We start from the raw sequence: 15,819 nt of genomic DNA on the forward strand, positions 1-15,819 counted from the left end.
AAATCCAAAAAACAAGTAGCTAACACTGGAATCTAGGAATTATGATTGGGCACAAGTTGATGAGTATAGTTGTTTTATGTTGAAATACAGCATTTATGGAAAGATTAGATGTCAGTCTAGAATGACACCCTTTCTGGAAAACTCGGATTACAGTGTTTGTATAACTTAATAATTAGAAACTAAAGGAGTTCTTTTTTAAAAAACTTAAGTTATACTTATAAGTATTTGATATCTTTTGTAGTGATTATGTCGAATTTAAGCTGCCTTTATGGCGATAATGTCGAATTTGTGGAAGAAATTTATAGCCGTTACTTGCAAGGCGATAAATCAATTGGAGAAGATTGGCACAGAATTTTTTCGAGCAATTTAGAAGTTAATAAAGCAGAACCCTGCAGGGCACAGAATGAAGCTAAGGTAGATGTTGATGATTTAGCAAATTTTTTCAGATTTTATGGTCACTTTTTTGCAGACTTAAATCCATTATCACCGCATGTAAATAAGGAAATAGATTATCAAAAATACTTGAATCTTTCTCCTACAAGTGACACTAGAATCTACAGAGATATTTACTGCAAGAATATCGGTTTTGAATTTATGCATATTTCCTCTTATGAGGAAAGAGTTTGGCTGCAGGAGAAAATTGAAAATCAGGTCTATACGCTAAGCCTTCAGGATAAAAAAGAAATACTAAGGCACTTGATTGAATCTGAGATGTTCGAGCAATTTCTCCATATGAAATTTCCTGGATATAAGCGTTTTTCTATCGAAGGTGGGGAGTCAGCCATTGTTGCAATTGAAAGAGTTATTAGTGATTCTGCAGCTTTTGGTATTGAAGAAATAGTTCTTGGTATGGCCCACCGAGGACGGCTCAATGTTCTAACCAAAGTGATGGGAAAAGATTATGCGGCAATGCTGTCTGAATTTCAAGGCAACCTTGCATATCCAAGTGGTCTTGAGGTGTCTGGTGATGTCAAATATCACCTTGGTTACTCTTCTGATCGAGCACTTGCTGGTGGTAAAAAAATACACTTAAGTTTATGTCCTAACCCATCTCACCTTGAGGCGGTAAATCCGGTTCTAGCTGGAAGAGTAAGAGCAAAACAAAATACGAGATCTGTGCTTGGCATATCAATTCATGGTGATGCAGCTTTTATCGGGCAGGGAGTGGTTGCTGAAACCCTGACTTTGAGCAACATTGAAGGTTATAAAGTTGGTGGTATCGTGCATATTGTCATTAATAACCAAGTTGGTTTTACTGCAAATCCTAATTGTGCACGCTCATCTTTTTATTGCACTGATGTAGCAAAATCAATAGAAGCTCCAATATTTCATGTTAATGGAGATAATCCAGAAGCTGTGAGTTTTGTTGCGAATTTGGCAATGGAGTATGTGCAGAAATTTAAAAAGGATGTGGTGATTGACATAATATGCTACCGCAAATATGGCCATAATGAAGGCGATGAGCCAAATTTTACTCAGCCACTTATGTATAAAGCAATATCAAAGCATAAAACTCCAGGCACGCTGTACGAAGAGAAGCTGACTGCAGAGAAAGTGCTAGGTAGCGATGAAGTAAGTAAATTACGCAGCGAATTTAGAACAAGATTGGATAAAAGCCTTACTGAGTCAACGACTTATACTCCGAAGAAAGCTGACTGGTTTGATGGAGTGTGGTTAAAACTCAGGAGAGCAAAGTTGAACGATTTGAGTGAATATTATACGGACTCTGGTGTTTCACCAGATGAGCTAAAAAAATTGGGTGTACACATAAATAGCAATATTCCAAGTAGTTTTAATCTCAATAATAAAGTCAGAAGAATACTTGATGGCAGAATAGACAGTATAAATTCCGGTAGCAACATAGACTGGGCAACTGGTGAAAGTCTTGCATTCGCGTCATTGCTTAAAGAAGGAATAGGAGTGCGCTTGTCAGGACAAGATTCTGGTCGCGGTACCTTCTCGCACCGTCATTCAAGACTTGTTGATCAAGTAACAGAAGAAACGTTTATTCCACTGAACAACATAAGTGAGAAGCAAGCTCGCTTTGAAGTTATAGATAGCGCACTATCTGAGTATGCTGTGATGGGTTTTGAATATGGATATAGCCTTGATTCTCCTTATTCACTTGTGCTCTGGGAAGGGCAGTTTGGTGATTTTGCAAATGGCGCGCAAATTATGATCGACCAATTTATCTCATCTGCAGAAACAAAGTGGTTGCGGTCAAGTGGTCTAGTTCTACTTTTGCCTCATGGTTATGAAGGGCAGGGGCCTGAGCATAGTTCTGCTCGTATAGAGAGGTTTTTGCAGCTCTGTGCAGAGGATAATATGCAGGTGGTTAATTGCTCTACTCCTGCGAATTATTTTCATGCTTTACGCCGACAAATTAATCGAGATTTTCGTAAGCCTTTAGTGGTGTTTACACCTAAATCACTATTGCGTCATAAAAGCGCAGTTTCTAACCTTTCTGACTTTGAAGGAAAATTTCTTACGGTAATTCCAGAGTGTAGAACAGGTTTAGTTGCAAGTGATAAAATACGTAAAGTTGTAATATGTAGTGGTAAAGTTTATTACGACATAATTGAAATGCTTGAAGCACAAAAAATAAACGATATAGCAGTAGTGCGTTTAGAACAATTTTATCCATTCCCGGCCGATAAACTAAACAATGAACTCGAAAAATATAAGAACGCTGAAATTATATGGTGTCAAGAGGAACCAAAAAATATGGGAGGATGGTTCTTTGTCAACCCATTGATAGAAGAGGTATTGTCTGGCCTCAATGCTCAAGCAAAAAGACCTAAGTGCATTGCAAGACCTGCTGCTGCATCTCCTGCATGTGGTTATGCTAATATCCATGCTCAGCAACAAGCAGAAATTTTGAAGCAAGTTGCGCAGGTACAACTGTACAAACACTGAGCGGCTTCAAGCAGACTTATTAATTAGACTCTAGCACTTAGATAACTTACAACAATCAAACCTTTTATATACTTATACAAATATAAAAAGACTTTTATTTTTTTATAAAAGTATAATATTTATTAACATTTTCATTTATTTTTCTTAATATAGTTAATATAGTTAATATTAATATTAACTATATTAAGATATATATGAAGACAGAAATATTTGAGAGGCTAATAGGGCAAACTAGACTACGCAGCGATAGCAAGGCTAAAATCATACGGTTAAATAGAGACAAAAAGGCTTTTATAGATGAGGATAAAAAGTCTATCGAATTAGCTGAGGCTATTTTTGCAGAAAATAATATGTTTCGTTTTCGTAAACCAGGTCCTGCTACGGATTACATTTTGCACAAACTAATAAATGATAGAAAGCTTCTCGAGGAAATGAAAGATAGAGGTACAAGTATAATACGTCTTTTTTCTTTGCTATCAATGTATCGTGGTCTTCCTAAGTGCTATGTTGTGAGAAAAGAAGGGTGTATTACTGAGTTTGGAATACTTACTTATATTGACGAATGTTTAGAATCAGTACCTTTAGAAGACTTTATACTTATTGAGTCTGCTTCGTACCTAGAGTACATTTTGTTTGAGAATGATGATATTAGAAATAGGTTAGCTGAAGATTTGACTGAAGATAAAACAAAATTAGATATTTTCGTAAATGGAATTTTAGCAATAAATAGCTCGGATTTAGTATTATCTTGTATCAACACAATCGAGGCTTTTAATGAGGAAGCTAGAAATTTTGTCAATCACATACAGAAAACCAATAGGATGGACTACCTCTTTAAGGAAAATGGTACAACACTTGTAAAGTTAGTTCTAAAAGAATTATTAAAACTTTCTATTTTACAAGAAAGAGAAAACACTACATTAGAATTTCCTCAAATTTCGAGTGTGGAACATTGTAATGGGCGATAGACTTTAAAATGTGCAAGGCTCATTTAAATATGAGCCTCAGTATCGCTTAACTTTTATGGAGCATACTTTAACTTTATTTCACTTCCACCAAGGGAATATTGTTCCAGCTATTGCTGCCATAGTTATCAATAGAAGCGTTTAGGTAATCTGTATCAAATCGTACTGGTACATCAAATTCGAAGCTTGCAGTAATTATTCTGCCTTTTGCTGGTGGTTTCATAAATGCTATTTCTCCAGTTGAATAATTCACTGAATATTTTTCTGTCTTTTCACCATCTAGGTAAATTTTTATTGTATCATGCACTGGCTTTTTAATAGTTCGTGTATGCTTGTCTTTTCCACTTATGTAAGTTTTCATCAGTTGAAAGATCGTTTTTTTATCGTCTCCTATGCCAATTTCTTGATTGATAACGGTAAAGTCTGACCAATCCTTAAAACGAAATCCTATTGCTTTACCTTTTCGTGCCTGAAAAAATGTTATGAGTTCTGTTAGCTGCTCGTTTGACCTAACTCCATAAGCTATGTTATACCTGGCACGTGCACGAGACCAATTGATATTGCGCTGCTCACAACCATTATGAGTTGTTACAACGTCAGTGGAAAATTCAGGTCCTCCAGTAGAGCCATAAGATATATTTTCTGGAAATCTAATTTCTGTAAATGACATATGTCCTCCTGTAAAAATAAAGTTGAGTTGATATAGATGAAGTAGGAAAGATCTTAAATTTTTGAAGCTGCTTTATCAATCAGGCTATAAATTTTAAATCCCGTTTCTTCTAAAAAAGTAAAGGTGTTGTTTTCTCCTACCTTACCTTTCAGTTCGTTAATGTCTTGATGACTCTGCGTTAACTGATATGCACAAATACATGCAACAACTAAAGCCACTCCAGCAAAACATGCTAAAGGCATTGGTTGAGTAAAAACAGCAGCTATAGCAGATGCTGTGAATGCTATAGCTGTTATTACAGCAGCTATGCTATAAATAGCTTCTCTTCTGTAACTATTGATTAATTTCTTTTCTATTTCCTCTTGTTGTGTTTCTTGCCCTTGTTGATGAGAAATAGTAATTACTGTATCTGTATGAATTGGCTCACTAGCGCTGGTATTAATTCTCTCTTTTTGTGTTTCATGATCTTGCACAATTGCTGATTTGCTAGTTCTGATATTATATTGTTCTTCTTGCTCTGATTGATCAGAAGCAGAAGCTTCTGTAACCTCACCAAAGATTTCTTCATTAGAAACTGATTGATTTTCTGTTATATCAGAAGGGATTTTGCTAAGAAGTGGCACAAAATGCCTCATGTAATTCACTACTCCTACAGTTTTTTTGCTACTATCTATCTCTAGTTGATTGAGATTTATATCTTGTATAAAAACTTCTGGATCATCATCATGTCCTGTAATTTTAGTTACCGTAACTTTTTGACTATCTTCCTCTATTGAATAAATATAAAGTTCCACTTTGTACTTGTCGCATATCATTCTCCCTTCAATCTCTGGACGACCCCATATAGCTAGAGAATTAGTTTCTGTAGACATATTTTTAATGTTGTTTAGATATTTAGAAAAAGACTTGGAATTATCTGGCTTAATAGTAACTTTTTCTCCTTTTTCTTTTCCATCTTCGCTTATTTCTTCTTCATCTTCGCTTATTTCTTCTTCTTTATCTTTACTTGTTTCATATTCGTTATAGTCTTCTAGTAACAAATCATTATCTGTGCCATATCTACTTTTCAAAATCTCTAAAATCTTCCCTTCTCTATCTTCACGATATTCCTCTAGTAACCAGCTGAAAAACTCCTCTTCTGTATATTTGGTTATTATTTCTTCACCTTTACACCAGTCTGTTTGTGCAGATATGCCTTTTTCATCTTCGCTATTTCTTTCCTTCGCTATTACTTTGCTATCCAAATTTCCTTCACCTACAAAATATCCTCCTTCTTCAGCATCTCCTGTTATTTTTTTATAAACCCACGAATTTGCATTTGCTTTAGCATAATTTTCACAATCTTCTCTTAATGATTTTGCGGTAAAACGATGACCAGGTTTTATATTTAGCTCATTCAATCCTTGAGCCAAGGAGTCAAAAAAGCAATCTCCTTCTGATATAGAAGCTCCTATTTTTAGCTTTTCAGGATAAGCTTTCTTTAGATCAGTCAATGAATTACTTTTTTTTGTTTTTTGTGCCCGAAATTTATCAACTAGTCTTCCTAGCCTTTGAGAATAAAAAGAGTCTAGATTCTTCAATAAAAATTGACTTAATTTTGTGCTTTTTTCGACTTGCCGAAAAAGAGCAATTGGTTTTCTGTTGAAATTTTTCATGTTATAACTCCAAAATAATGATTGTATTTTAATAGATTAATCAGCCTAGGAAGGCTAATTACTTAAGGTCGTGCTGTGTTGCAAGCAAACATCACCTACTTTTCTTGAACTAATATGTAGCCTATACATATTGTTACTTAGTATATCTTAACTATACTTAAACTCTCTTATGCTGTCAAGCAGGGAATTTATTAATCTTTTAACTCATCCACTTTTTTGCGTAGCACATTTAAATCAGTTGCTCCTACAAAAAGACTATCTCCAATTATCAAAAAAGGTGTACCGCCTACTCCTAAATTCCTTACTAAAAGTTTGCTGTTGTTTATCATTTGCTCAATTTTGTCTGCATTATTTTTCATAGAGTTATTAAAATCGTTCTCGTTGATCCCTATATTTTTTACTATATCTAATATAGTTTCGTCTGAAAATTCTCCTCTGTGATCTAGTGCAGCATAGTGAAAATCTAAGTACTTTTCTTTATCGATAAAATAAGTTGCTAAAGCACCTTTTGCTGCCTTTAAAGAATTGTTACCAAGTATTGGAGCATCCCTAAAGATATACTTAACTTTGCCATCATTGATCAATTGTTTTACATCGTTCTTTATAGCTTTGCAATATCCACAAGAATAGTCAAAAAAACCTACAGCTATGATATTGCTATTTTCATTTCCTGAGTAAGGATAAGTAGAGTCGAATATTTCATTTTTATGCTGAGAAATTTTATTTTTGGTTGCATTAGCATAACTATTTTTAGCTGACTCTTCCTGGAGAGCTTTTAGAACTCTATCAAAATTTTTACTGATGTAATTATCCAATCTCTCACCTATATAATCATCATTTAAGTTCTGACTGCGGTGTGAAAGCCAATTGTTTATTACTGGTAAACTTGCTACTGCAAGTATAAAAATCAATAAAAATGGTATCTTAGACATATACTTACTTAAAGAATACAAATATTAAAGAAATGCTTAATGTTAAAACATTTTTATCAAGAAATGCAAACTTTATAAAATGAAATTTAAGATATTTTTGTAAAGTTCATCATAAGATTTGGTGATGAAAAATTTTGCAAAGTAAGGCATTTATAAAGATTTAGATAGTCTTTACCGCTATTTCTAGCAAATTGTAAGCAAAAAAGTTGATTATCTTGTAATCGCTGCATATAATATCGGTAAGCGCGTCGCTAAGTAATATGAACACACTAAGTCTTACATTTCCGATAGTGTTGTTCGGATATAATAGAATGATTTTTCAATAAATGTAAGTAAAAAATGAGGTTTTTAAAAGCTGTCTTTAACTTAGCAATGTTAGCATTTTTTGTAGCTTCGACAGCTGAAGCAAGGTGGAGTAAGTACGAAGATGCTTCTGTCGAGGTTAAGTTTTCTAATGTTAACATTAATGTTAATAGAGATGGTACCTACGAAACGGAAGTAGAACTACAAGCAAAAATACTCAAGGAGTCTGGGCGTGATAGATTTTCTCTGTATAGTTTAATCTACAATGATGATAGTGCAGATTTGACTGTTTTAGAAGCTAAAACAGCTTATAACGGAGAGGAATATATAGTCACTGAAGACATGATAGAGGATAAACCGCTAGCTAGTCCTAGTAAAGGCTTCGATCAGCTAAGGCAAGTAACTATATCGTTTCCTAAAATAGAAATTGGTACAGAAGTATATTTAAGGTATAAACAAGTTAACAAAAAGGTTCCTGTTGATAACTTTTATGGCTTGAGCTTTTCTTATCATGGGGCTTATTTACAAGCAGAAAATACTAAAATCAATTCTGAATTACCCCTGGAGATTAAAGTTAATGATCCAAGAGAAGTATTAGAAATCGCTGAGGAAAAAAATGATGATATACACTCTATAAGCATTGCTTTAAAGAAAGCAGTTTATGAAAACACAACAAATGAACCACATAATGGAATATTGAACATAAAACACAACACTTGGGTATCACTTTCAAGCTTATCTGAATGGGAGGATTTAGCTAAAAAATTAGCTCCTGGATATCATAGCGTTATCAATCAGCCGCTTCCTGCAACTTTTGAAGCTATAGCAGAATTTGCTGACAATGAGAGTACCGATGAGGAGAAAATTAATGCAGTCACTTCTTTATTGAATGAAAAAGTTCAGTACATGGGAGACTGGCGTACAGTGTCAGGAAAATTTTTTCCGAGAGATTTGGAGAAAATTGCTGATTCTCAAGTCGGGGATTGCAAAGACTTTTCTGCTAGCACGGCTGCTATTCTGCAAAAACTTGGTTATAAAGTTCAACCTATTTTAGTTATGAGAGGAACTACTAGCACTTCTAATCCTGAAGCATTACCTAATATGGGTAATTTTAATCATGTGATGCTCAAAGTAACAAATAGAGATGGAAAAATATATTGGATCGATCCAACTAATACCGTCAGTATGGCACAGGGTATTTTTCCAGACATTGCTGATAGGAACGCTCTAGTACTCGATTCTGAGGAAGCAGATTACATAAAGATTCCTGCTGTACAAGGTGAAAATTCAAAAGTGATATCCCATAGTGAATTAACTATAGAAGATAATGTTGTAAATGAATATGGCCAGCTTACCGTGCAAGGGGAAGCAGCCTTAGGCTTAACAGGGGTTGGATTGTATTATTCAAATGAGCAATTAAGGGATTCTGTTTTTCGTATGATTAGTGGAGTATATCTTGATGAAGAAGAAAAGAAGTTCTTAGAATTGCCTGACCTTACTTTACGTAATGTAGAAGATCTTACAATCAAATATGAGTTTCAGCAAAAAAATAAGATTTTTAAGACAAATCTAGGACCTGCTTTGAATTTAGGAGATAATTGGCTTAATGATGTTGTCAATACAGCTTCTGACCAAGTGTCAGATCTTTTTATTGGTGTTCCTAAAACTAAGGAAAGCCATATGATAATAAAAGATATCAAAATTAAAAATTGTGAAAATTTGAATTTTGAAATAAATTCTCCTTGGTTATATGTAAATAGGTTCTGTAAATATCAAAATGATGGAACCGAATTTAGCAATTTAATAACCATAAAGAAAAGCTTTATTACCAATGAAGAATTAAAGACTGCTGAATATAAAAACTTAAAAAGCGAATTGGAGAATAATTTTTCTAGAGCCTCTATAATAATAAGTGAATGAGTTGTGCTGGGAAAAGCACTTCTTAAAAGGCTTAAAATTTTTAAAATATGTACAATAACTTACGCGACTTCATCAGAGCATTAGAAGAAAAAAAAGATCTAATTAGAATTAAAAAAGAAGTTTCAACTATTCTTGAAATGACAGAAATTCATCGTAGGGTTTTGTCAAACAAGGGACCAGCTATCATCTTTGAAAATGTTGTCACAGAAAATGGCAAAAATTCAATTCCCGTTTTAGTGAATTTATTTGGTACTATTGAGAGAATTGCATTCGGACTTGGTATAAATTCTGATGAATTAAGGGATCTGGGTAAACTTCTAGCATTTTTGCGATCACCTGAGCCACCAAAAACCTTCAAAGATGCTGTGAAAATGTTTCCTCTACTAAAAGTTGTATTGTCGATGCGGAGCAAAGTTGTGAGCAAAGCCCCATGTCAAGAGGTGGTGCTAACTGGGGATGAGGTGGATCTTAGTTTGCTACCTATTCAGACATGCTGGCCAAACGAGCCTGCACCGCTTATCACTTGGCCACTTGTGGTAACAAAAGGACCAACAGCAGACAAGCAAGATAATTTCAATCTTGGAATATATCGTATGCAGGTTGTGAATAAAAAAACGACTCTCATGCGCTGGCTTGCACATCGTGGTGGTGCAGGTCACCATAAACGGTGGAAGGAGAGGGGACAAAATATGAAGTTTCCTGCGGCTGCTGTGATTGGTAGCGATCCTGCAACAATTATTGCTGCGGTAACTCCGGTGCCGGAGACTTTATCAGAATACCAATTTGCCGGGCTGCTGCGAAAAAAACCACTTGAGCTTGTAAATTGTAAAACTATTCCTCTTCAGGTTCCAGCTCATGCAGAAATTGTTTTGGAAGGATATGTAAGTTTGGATAATTACCAAGATGAAGGGCCATATGGAGACCATACCGGTTACTATAATGCTGTTGAACAGTTTCCTGAGTTTAACATCACTGCAATTACAATGCGCAAAGATCCAATTTATCTCAGCACTTTTACTGGCAAACCACCTGATGAACCATCAATTCTTGGTGAAGCACTCAACGAAATCTTTGTGCCGATTCTTATCAATCAGTTTCCGGAAATAGTAGATTTTTATCTGCCCCCAGAAGGTTGTTCATATAGAATAGTGGTAGTGTCGATAAAAAAGGCTTATCCAGGGCATGCAAAAAGAATTGTTATGGGCACACTATCTTTTCTCAAACAGTTCTTATACACGAAATTTATTATAGTTGTTGATTATGATATAAATATACGTGATTGGAAAGAGGTGATGTGGGCAATGTCAACAAGAATGGACCCTGTGCGTGATACAATTACGATAGAGAATGCCCCAATTGATTATTTAGATTTTGCTTCCCCTGAAAGTGGTCTCGGAGGTAAAATAGGGTTTGATGCAACAAACAAACTTCCACCTGAAACCAAACGAGAATGGGGAAGAAAAATTGAAATGAGCGAGGAAATAATAAAGAAAGTTACAGAGAAGTGGAAGGAATATGGGTTGACAGATGATTAAACTATGATGTAGACTACCGCCGTGTATTTAGGTGTGGTTTGTGAGGCTTTTATATCTTTTATTTTTGTCGGCATGTTTTTCTCTGTATTACTATGTGGGTCCTACATTCTCGCCTTGCCCAAAAGCAACAGTTTGCTTCTCACCTGAAGAAGACTGTGCTGTACCGATAATCAGCGAGATAGACCAATCTAAAGAATCTATCTTAGTTCAAGAATATACATTTACTCTTGGAACAGTTGCAAAATCTTTGATTAACGCCAAAGAGCGTGGTGTTGATGTTAAAGTCGTCTTAGATAAATCACAACTCCATTCAAAATATAGTGTCATAAGCGAATTGTTTTCAAATGGAATACCGATTTGGATCGATAATAAGCCAAAAATTGCTCATAATAAGGTAATAATTGTTGATAATCAAAAAGTCATCACAGGATCGTTTAACCTCAGTAAGACAGCTGAAAAGGGAAACGCTGAAAATTTATTAATTATTGAAAATTATCCTGAATTAGTCCAGCAGTATGTGAAGAACTGGGAAATACGAATGTCACAATCCTATCAATATGCTCCCTAGATACTTGATATCAAAAAAAGTCTTTTTATTGATAGATTTAATTTCTTGTGATATAATAAATTAAAAGGTTTTAAGGGGTAGGTAATGGATTACATAAATGATGCTGCTGATAGTTACGCTGCCATTCATGATTTTTTTCAAAATAATGGTGTTGGAGATTACAAAGTTCAATGCAATTATGGTGGTGTACCGTATGCTACTGACAAATATGTACATTCTGGAGACAAATTTTGGAGCAATAATTTTATAGACTCACATTTTGGAAGGGAAATAAAAATGTATCCTCAAAGTGAGCTTTTAGCTAAAGAGTATGCTGGTAATACACTACCGGTTTCAATATCACTAGACAAGGATCTAATAAAAATAAAAGAATGTCAGAAAAAAACTAAATTTGTAGAACTAGAAGGGGAATCAGGTGATATAGTATATGATAAGCAAAAGCATATAAAGTGCTACACGACAAAGTTATCATATGACGATGTTTCTGTTCATAATAAAAACGAAGTTTCAATACTGAATATTAGATATGATGTGCCAAACGATCCAAGATACAGTTTAAACATAGCCTTCACAAAGGTTAATGATAATAAACCAGGGTTTTGGCAAAAGTTTAAAAATATGTTTTAATAGAGTAGCTTCTAAATCAAGGGGATTTTGTTGAAAAATGAATATCTACTTAATAATGAATTTGGTCAGTAGCTACTAAGTTTGTTTCATAGCTATGCAACAAAAGGTTTGTGCCCTCACGTTTATTCTCTGCAACACGAAAAGTTCGTACAGTTGTACATGCTATGTAGTAGATAAACTTCTACTATATTTTTTTATTCAACTTACCTCTTGTCTATTGAATAGATTTTGTATTAAACCTAAAATTCAACGCACCTAAATATATAAGCATTCCCAACAAAATCATAGGTATAGAAAGCAACTGTCCCATAGTTAAATTGAACCATAAATAGCCAATTTGATAGTCTGGCTCGCGGAAAAATTCAACCATAAAACGTGCTACTCCATACAACATAACTGCAACTCCAGTTGTTGCACCATAATACAATCTCATTTTGTTCAAGTAAAATAGTGAATTTACAACTACGAAAAGTAGCGCTCCTTCAAAAAATGCCTCATAAAGTTGGCTTGGATGGCGCAATAAATTATCACCACTTTCTGGAAATACCATACCCCACGGCATAGTTGTAACCCTGCCAAATAACTCTCCATTTATAAAATTACCTATGCGGCCTAGAAGTAAACCTATCGGAACTCCACAAGAAATTAGATCCAGTGTGTAAAATATAGGAATGTTATGTCTTCTACAGGAGATTATTACTGCAAGCAAAACTCCTATAGCACCGCCATGAAATGACATACCTCCTTCCCAGGTCTTTAGTATTTCGATAGGATTGCTTATATAGAGAACTGGATCATATATCAATACGTACCCAAGCCTACCTCCAAGGATAATGCCTATAATAACGGCTGTTAATAACGAATCGTAAAAATTCTTAGTAAATATTTTTTGATTGTCTAGCTTATGTAAATACCAATATGCAAAAACTATACCCAAAACATATGCTAAAGAGTACCAATATATAGAAACAGGACCGATGCTAAAAATAACTGGACTTAAAGACATATTTTACTACAAATTATTCTTAGACAATCTACTTTTCTCACGTTCCCACTCTCTCTGCTTTATGGTTGCTCTCTTATCATAGAGTTTTTTTCCTTTCACAATGGCAATTTTAGTTTTTGCCAACCCTTTATCATTAAAATAGATAGAAAGTGGCACAACAGTTATTCCAGAGGTTTTGATTTGACCAATTAGCTTATTTATCTCTTTTTTATGCAAAAGCAATTTTCGTTCTCTTTTTGGCTTGTGATTCTTTTGGTTTGCAGCTTTATACTCTGCGATATGCATATTGTTTAGCCATATTTCACCTTTTTTTTCAGTAACGTAAGCATCAGAAATGTTTGCTTTTCTTTCCCTTAGTGATTTCACTTCACTACTTAAGAGGATCATACCTGCTTCAAATTCTTCTAAGATAAAGTATTCAAACCTTGCTTTTCTATTTTCTGCAATAACTTCCATATCTAAAGATATCTTTAAGCTTCAATATATTACAGAACTTTTGGTTTAATTCATAACAAAACAATTATCTCAGTAAATGCAAGTTTGGTTAAAAAAGCTCCAATCTTCCTGCAAGTGTAATTTGTTCCACTCTTCCTACTGCCATTTCAGCCCTAGGACTAGCATTACCTGACAAAGAACTTATCACATCTTTGCAGCCCCATTCAATAGCAAAGTGTAAAGGAGCATATCTATTATTGTTCTGTTTACTAACATATGCCCCACTTTCAATTAAAATATCTCTTATACTTTCATGATCGCTAGCAAAATGTAAAGGAGTGCGTCCACAACTATCCCACACATTAACACATGCTCCATGTTCAATCAGAGTTCTTACTATGTTTTCATTATCACTTTCAGCAGCAAAATGCAAGGGAGTGCTTCTATAATTATCCCACGCATCGACGTATGCTCCGTGTTCAATTAGAGCTATTACTATGTTCTCATAGCCACTCTTAGTAGCAAAATGTAGAGGAGTGTGTCCATCATTGTTCTGCGCGTTAACATCTGCTCCACATGCAATTAGAGCTCTTACTACACTTTCATTCCCACCTTCGGCAGCAAGATGTAAAGGTGTACATACATCATTGTCCCACGCATTAACATTTGCTCCACTTTCAATTAAAATGTCTAATATGCCTTTGTGGTTCCATTCAGCAGCAAAATGTAAAGGAGTGCATCCATCGCTGTCCCATGCATCAACATATGCTCCATATTCAATTAGAGCTATTACTATGTTCTCATAGCCACTCTTAGCAGCAAAATGCAACAATGTAGTTTCTACAGGATCTAGATCACTATGTGTAGTGAATATATGATTGATATTAAATCCACTATCTTCCCACCTCCGTAAATCAATTCTTTCTAATTTTATTTTTATTCGTTCAACTATGTTGTTCTTGCTTAAACCTGAAGTATCATTTATTTCTTCAAGCATTTTTAGAAAATCATCAAGCGTCATAATCTCCACTACTTATTAAAATAACTTGGTTATTATGTTCTTTGACACAAAAATCAAGAACTTTTTATTTTTCTAAAAAATCATTTAAGTTATACTCCAAATCATGAAAGTCAGGCAAAATATTAAGTTTTTTTCTCTATCATTTGTGATTTTGTCTTCTCTATGGATTACATTGTCTGGTTATTTTGAGCCTTTTTTTATTCTCTGTGGAGTATTTTCTTCTGTGTTCACATTGATTATCTTTAAAAGGTTAATTGATGCTGAAAGTGCCCTTAGTCAAATTCTAAATGATAGTGGTAGGCTGTCACTTTATCAGCTTATAAGTTATATACCTTGGCTAATTTACCAAATTATTTTTTCAAGTATTTATGTAACAAAAAAGGTGCTACGATTCAAATCTACAGTTGAGCCAATTGTTATTGTAAGAGAATGCATAGGACATAATGATAAGACCATTGCATTATTTGCTAACTCGGTTACGATTACTCCTGGAACTTTAACTATCAATGTTGAAAAGAAGCAGAAAACATATTTATCTACCATATGTTTGATAGATAAAGATCTTGAAAGTGGCATTTCTGAAATAGAAGGTAAAGTCTTAAAAATGTTACACCTAGTTAAGTAATTGCTTTAAATAAGTTAACAGCGTCTCTGTATTCTCTTCTTAGGCTTTCAAGCATTTCTTTTGGAAGGCTATCAATAACAGTAGAACATAAATAATTGTACAAATCTTCTAGCCTTGATATGTTATTTTTCTTCTTGCTGTTGAATTTGTACGGAAAAATGCCCTCCATAATTTCAATATCAACAACCTTATTTAAAAATGCATTTTCACTTGTTATGCTTATTCTTGTAAGTATAGTATTAATTTCAGGTTCATTACTCGTATAAATATCTGATAATTCTGCCATTTTAATGACGTATAAAGTTACTACTTTTGATAAACAATTATCAGAATATTCACAATTTTTTATTACCTCCCACTGAGTAACCTGAGACTTGCTTGTTTTTGCATTGCTTGGTAATTTATTCATTGAATTTTCTCCATTTAATTCAGTGTAGTAAATTATACTAATACTTTGTTAAATAAATAATAACGCAGCCATAAAAATATGCATTTATTTACCATAAATTGTATAATATTCCTAAAATGAAATGTTAAAGTTACTTCAAACTGAATGATTTCTTTAATTCCATGTTATTCAGCAGTGTAAAATATTGCTACACAATAGTATTTATTCTAAAATAAACTTTCCTTTTGAGCTA

The 15,819-nt window shown here is 34.1% G+C and carries 14 protein-coding genes; 7 read left to right on the forward strand and 7 right to left on the reverse strand.

Translation table 11 applies throughout. The features are described from left to right. Positions 1 to 246: 246 nt before the first annotated feature. Entirely contained in the window at positions 247 to 2,916 is a 2,670-nt protein-coding gene (locus AAGE00_RS02790; RefSeq protein WP_341815339.1) for a 2-oxoglutarate dehydrogenase E1 component, read from the forward strand. Between the two features lie 194 nt (positions 2,917 to 3,110). Beyond that, positions 3,111 to 3,884, forward strand: a complete 774-nt coding sequence (locus AAGE00_RS02795) for a hypothetical protein (RefSeq protein ID WP_213863778.1) — start codon at positions 3,111 to 3,113, stop codon at positions 3,882 to 3,884. A 73-nt stretch (positions 3,885 to 3,957) separates the two neighbouring features. Here AAGE00_RS02795 and AAGE00_RS02800 read toward each other — a convergent pair whose 3' ends face one another. The 3 genes from AAGE00_RS02800 to AAGE00_RS02810 all read right to left on the reverse strand — a co-directional run bounded on the left by AAGE00_RS02800 (position 3,958) and on the right by AAGE00_RS02810 (position 7,138). Further along, complete coding sequence (locus AAGE00_RS02800) at positions 3,958 to 4,551, reverse strand: TIGR02217 family protein (RefSeq protein WP_213863777.1); 594 nt, start codon at positions 4,549 to 4,551, stop codon at positions 3,958 to 3,960. 53 nt (positions 4,552 to 4,604) lie between these two features. Beyond that, the gene (locus tag AAGE00_RS02805) at positions 4,605 to 6,206 is read right to left on the reverse strand and encodes a hypothetical protein (RefSeq protein ID WP_250147188.1); all 1,602 of its coding nucleotides are present in this window, start codon (positions 6,204 to 6,206) and stop codon (positions 4,605 to 4,607) included. A 191-nt stretch (positions 6,207 to 6,397) separates the two neighbouring features. Beyond that, complete coding sequence (locus tag AAGE00_RS02810; protein ID WP_213863776.1) at positions 6,398 to 7,138, reverse strand: DsbA family protein; 741 nt, start codon at positions 7,136 to 7,138, stop codon at positions 6,398 to 6,400. Between the two features lie 339 nt (positions 7,139 to 7,477). On the opposite strand from AAGE00_RS02810, the gene AAGE00_RS02815 reads away from it, so the two are divergent. The 4 genes from AAGE00_RS02815 to AAGE00_RS02830 all read left to right on the forward strand — a co-directional run bounded on the left by AAGE00_RS02815 (position 7,478) and on the right by AAGE00_RS02830 (position 12,091). Further along, positions 7,478 to 9,361 carry a DUF3857 domain-containing protein gene (locus AAGE00_RS02815; protein WP_341815341.1) on the forward strand — a complete coding sequence of 628 codons (1,884 nt, stop codon included), beginning with the start codon at positions 7,478 to 7,480 and terminating at the stop codon, positions 9,359 to 9,361. A gap of 47 nt (positions 9,362 to 9,408) precedes the next feature. Next, positions 9,409 to 10,896, forward strand: coding sequence for a UbiD family decarboxylase (locus AAGE00_RS02820; RefSeq protein WP_213863775.1), 1,488 nt, complete (start codon positions 9,409 to 9,411; stop codon positions 10,894 to 10,896). A gap of 40 nt (positions 10,897 to 10,936) precedes the next feature. After that, positions 10,937 to 11,464 (forward strand): phospholipase D family protein, encoded by a 528-nt coding sequence (locus AAGE00_RS02825; RefSeq protein ID WP_007301949.1) that lies wholly within the window; start codon positions 10,937 to 10,939, stop codon positions 11,462 to 11,464. An 84-nt stretch (positions 11,465 to 11,548) separates the two neighbouring features. Further along, the gene (locus tag AAGE00_RS02830) at positions 11,549 to 12,091 is read left to right on the forward strand and encodes a hypothetical protein (RefSeq protein ID WP_007301948.1); all 543 of its coding nucleotides are present in this window, start codon (positions 11,549 to 11,551) and stop codon (positions 12,089 to 12,091) included. 214 nt (positions 12,092 to 12,305) lie between these two features. Here AAGE00_RS02830 and lgt read toward each other — a convergent pair whose 3' ends face one another. The 3 genes from lgt to AAGE00_RS02845 form a co-directional block, all read right to left on the reverse strand. Next, positions 12,306 to 13,097 carry a prolipoprotein diacylglyceryl transferase gene (gene lgt, locus AAGE00_RS02835; protein ID WP_007301947.1) on the reverse strand — a complete coding sequence of 264 codons (792 nt, stop codon included), beginning with the start codon at positions 13,095 to 13,097 and terminating at the stop codon, positions 12,306 to 12,308. A gap of 6 nt (positions 13,098 to 13,103) precedes the next feature. Beyond that, entirely contained in the window at positions 13,104 to 13,553 is a 450-nt protein-coding gene (gene smpB, locus AAGE00_RS02840; RefSeq protein WP_007301946.1) for an SsrA-binding protein SmpB, read from the reverse strand. 88 nt (positions 13,554 to 13,641) lie between these two features. Further along, complete coding sequence (locus AAGE00_RS02845; protein WP_007301945.1) at positions 13,642 to 14,553, reverse strand: ankyrin repeat domain-containing protein; 912 nt, start codon at positions 14,551 to 14,553, stop codon at positions 13,642 to 13,644. 103 nt (positions 14,554 to 14,656) lie between these two features. On the opposite strand from AAGE00_RS02845, the gene AAGE00_RS02850 reads away from it, so the two are divergent. Continuing rightward, positions 14,657 to 15,178, forward strand: a complete 522-nt coding sequence (locus AAGE00_RS02850; RefSeq protein WP_006015458.1) for a Na+/H+ antiporter subunit E — start codon at positions 14,657 to 14,659, stop codon at positions 15,176 to 15,178. Here AAGE00_RS02850 and AAGE00_RS02855 read toward each other — a convergent pair. Then, positions 15,171 to 15,587, reverse strand: a complete 417-nt coding sequence (locus AAGE00_RS02855; protein WP_007301944.1) for a hypothetical protein — start codon at positions 15,585 to 15,587, stop codon at positions 15,171 to 15,173. The two genes, AAGE00_RS02850 and AAGE00_RS02855, sit on opposite strands and share 8 nt — an antisense overlap. Positions 15,588 to 15,819 lie beyond the last annotated feature (232 nt).

This window comes from Wolbachia endosymbiont (group B) of Aricia artaxerxes, from assembly GCF_964026975.1.
Lineage (GTDB): Bacteria > Pseudomonadota > Alphaproteobacteria > Rickettsiales > Anaplasmataceae > Wolbachia.

Coding starts and splice junctions, on each gene's coding strand:
- AAGE00_RS02790 (WP_341815339.1), top strand. CDS start 247: ATGTCGAATTTAAGCTGCCTTTATGGCGATAATGTCGAATTTGTGGAA.
- AAGE00_RS02795 (WP_213863778.1), top strand. CDS start 3,111: ATGAAGACAGAAATATTTGAGAGGCTAATAGGGCAAACTAGACTACGC.
- AAGE00_RS02800 (WP_213863777.1), bottom strand. CDS start 4,551: ATGTCATTTACAGAAATTAGATTTCCAGAAAATATATCTTATGGCTCT.
- AAGE00_RS02805 (WP_250147188.1), bottom strand. CDS start 6,206: ATGAAAAATTTCAACAGAAAACCAATTGCTCTTTTTCGGCAAGTCGAA.
- AAGE00_RS02810 (WP_213863776.1), bottom strand. CDS start 7,138: ATGTCTAAGATACCATTTTTATTGATTTTTATACTTGCAGTAGCAAGT.
- AAGE00_RS02815 (WP_341815341.1), top strand. CDS start 7,478: ATGAGGTTTTTAAAAGCTGTCTTTAACTTAGCAATGTTAGCATTTTTT.
- AAGE00_RS02820 (WP_213863775.1), top strand. CDS start 9,409: ATGTACAATAACTTACGCGACTTCATCAGAGCATTAGAAGAAAAAAAA.
- AAGE00_RS02830 (WP_007301948.1), top strand. CDS start 11,549: ATGGATTACATAAATGATGCTGCTGATAGTTACGCTGCCATTCATGAT.
- lgt (WP_007301947.1), bottom strand. CDS start 13,097: ATGTCTTTAAGTCCAGTTATTTTTAGCATCGGTCCTGTTTCTATATAT.
- smpB (WP_007301946.1), bottom strand. CDS start 13,553: ATGGAAGTTATTGCAGAAAATAGAAAAGCAAGGTTTGAATACTTTATC.
- AAGE00_RS02845 (WP_007301945.1), bottom strand. CDS start 14,553: ATGACGCTTGATGATTTTCTAAAAATGCTTGAAGAAATAAATGATACT.
- AAGE00_RS02850 (WP_006015458.1), top strand. CDS start 14,657: ATGAAAGTCAGGCAAAATATTAAGTTTTTTTCTCTATCATTTGTGATT.
- AAGE00_RS02855 (WP_007301944.1), bottom strand. CDS start 15,587: ATGAATAAATTACCAAGCAATGCAAAAACAAGCAAGTCTCAGGTTACT.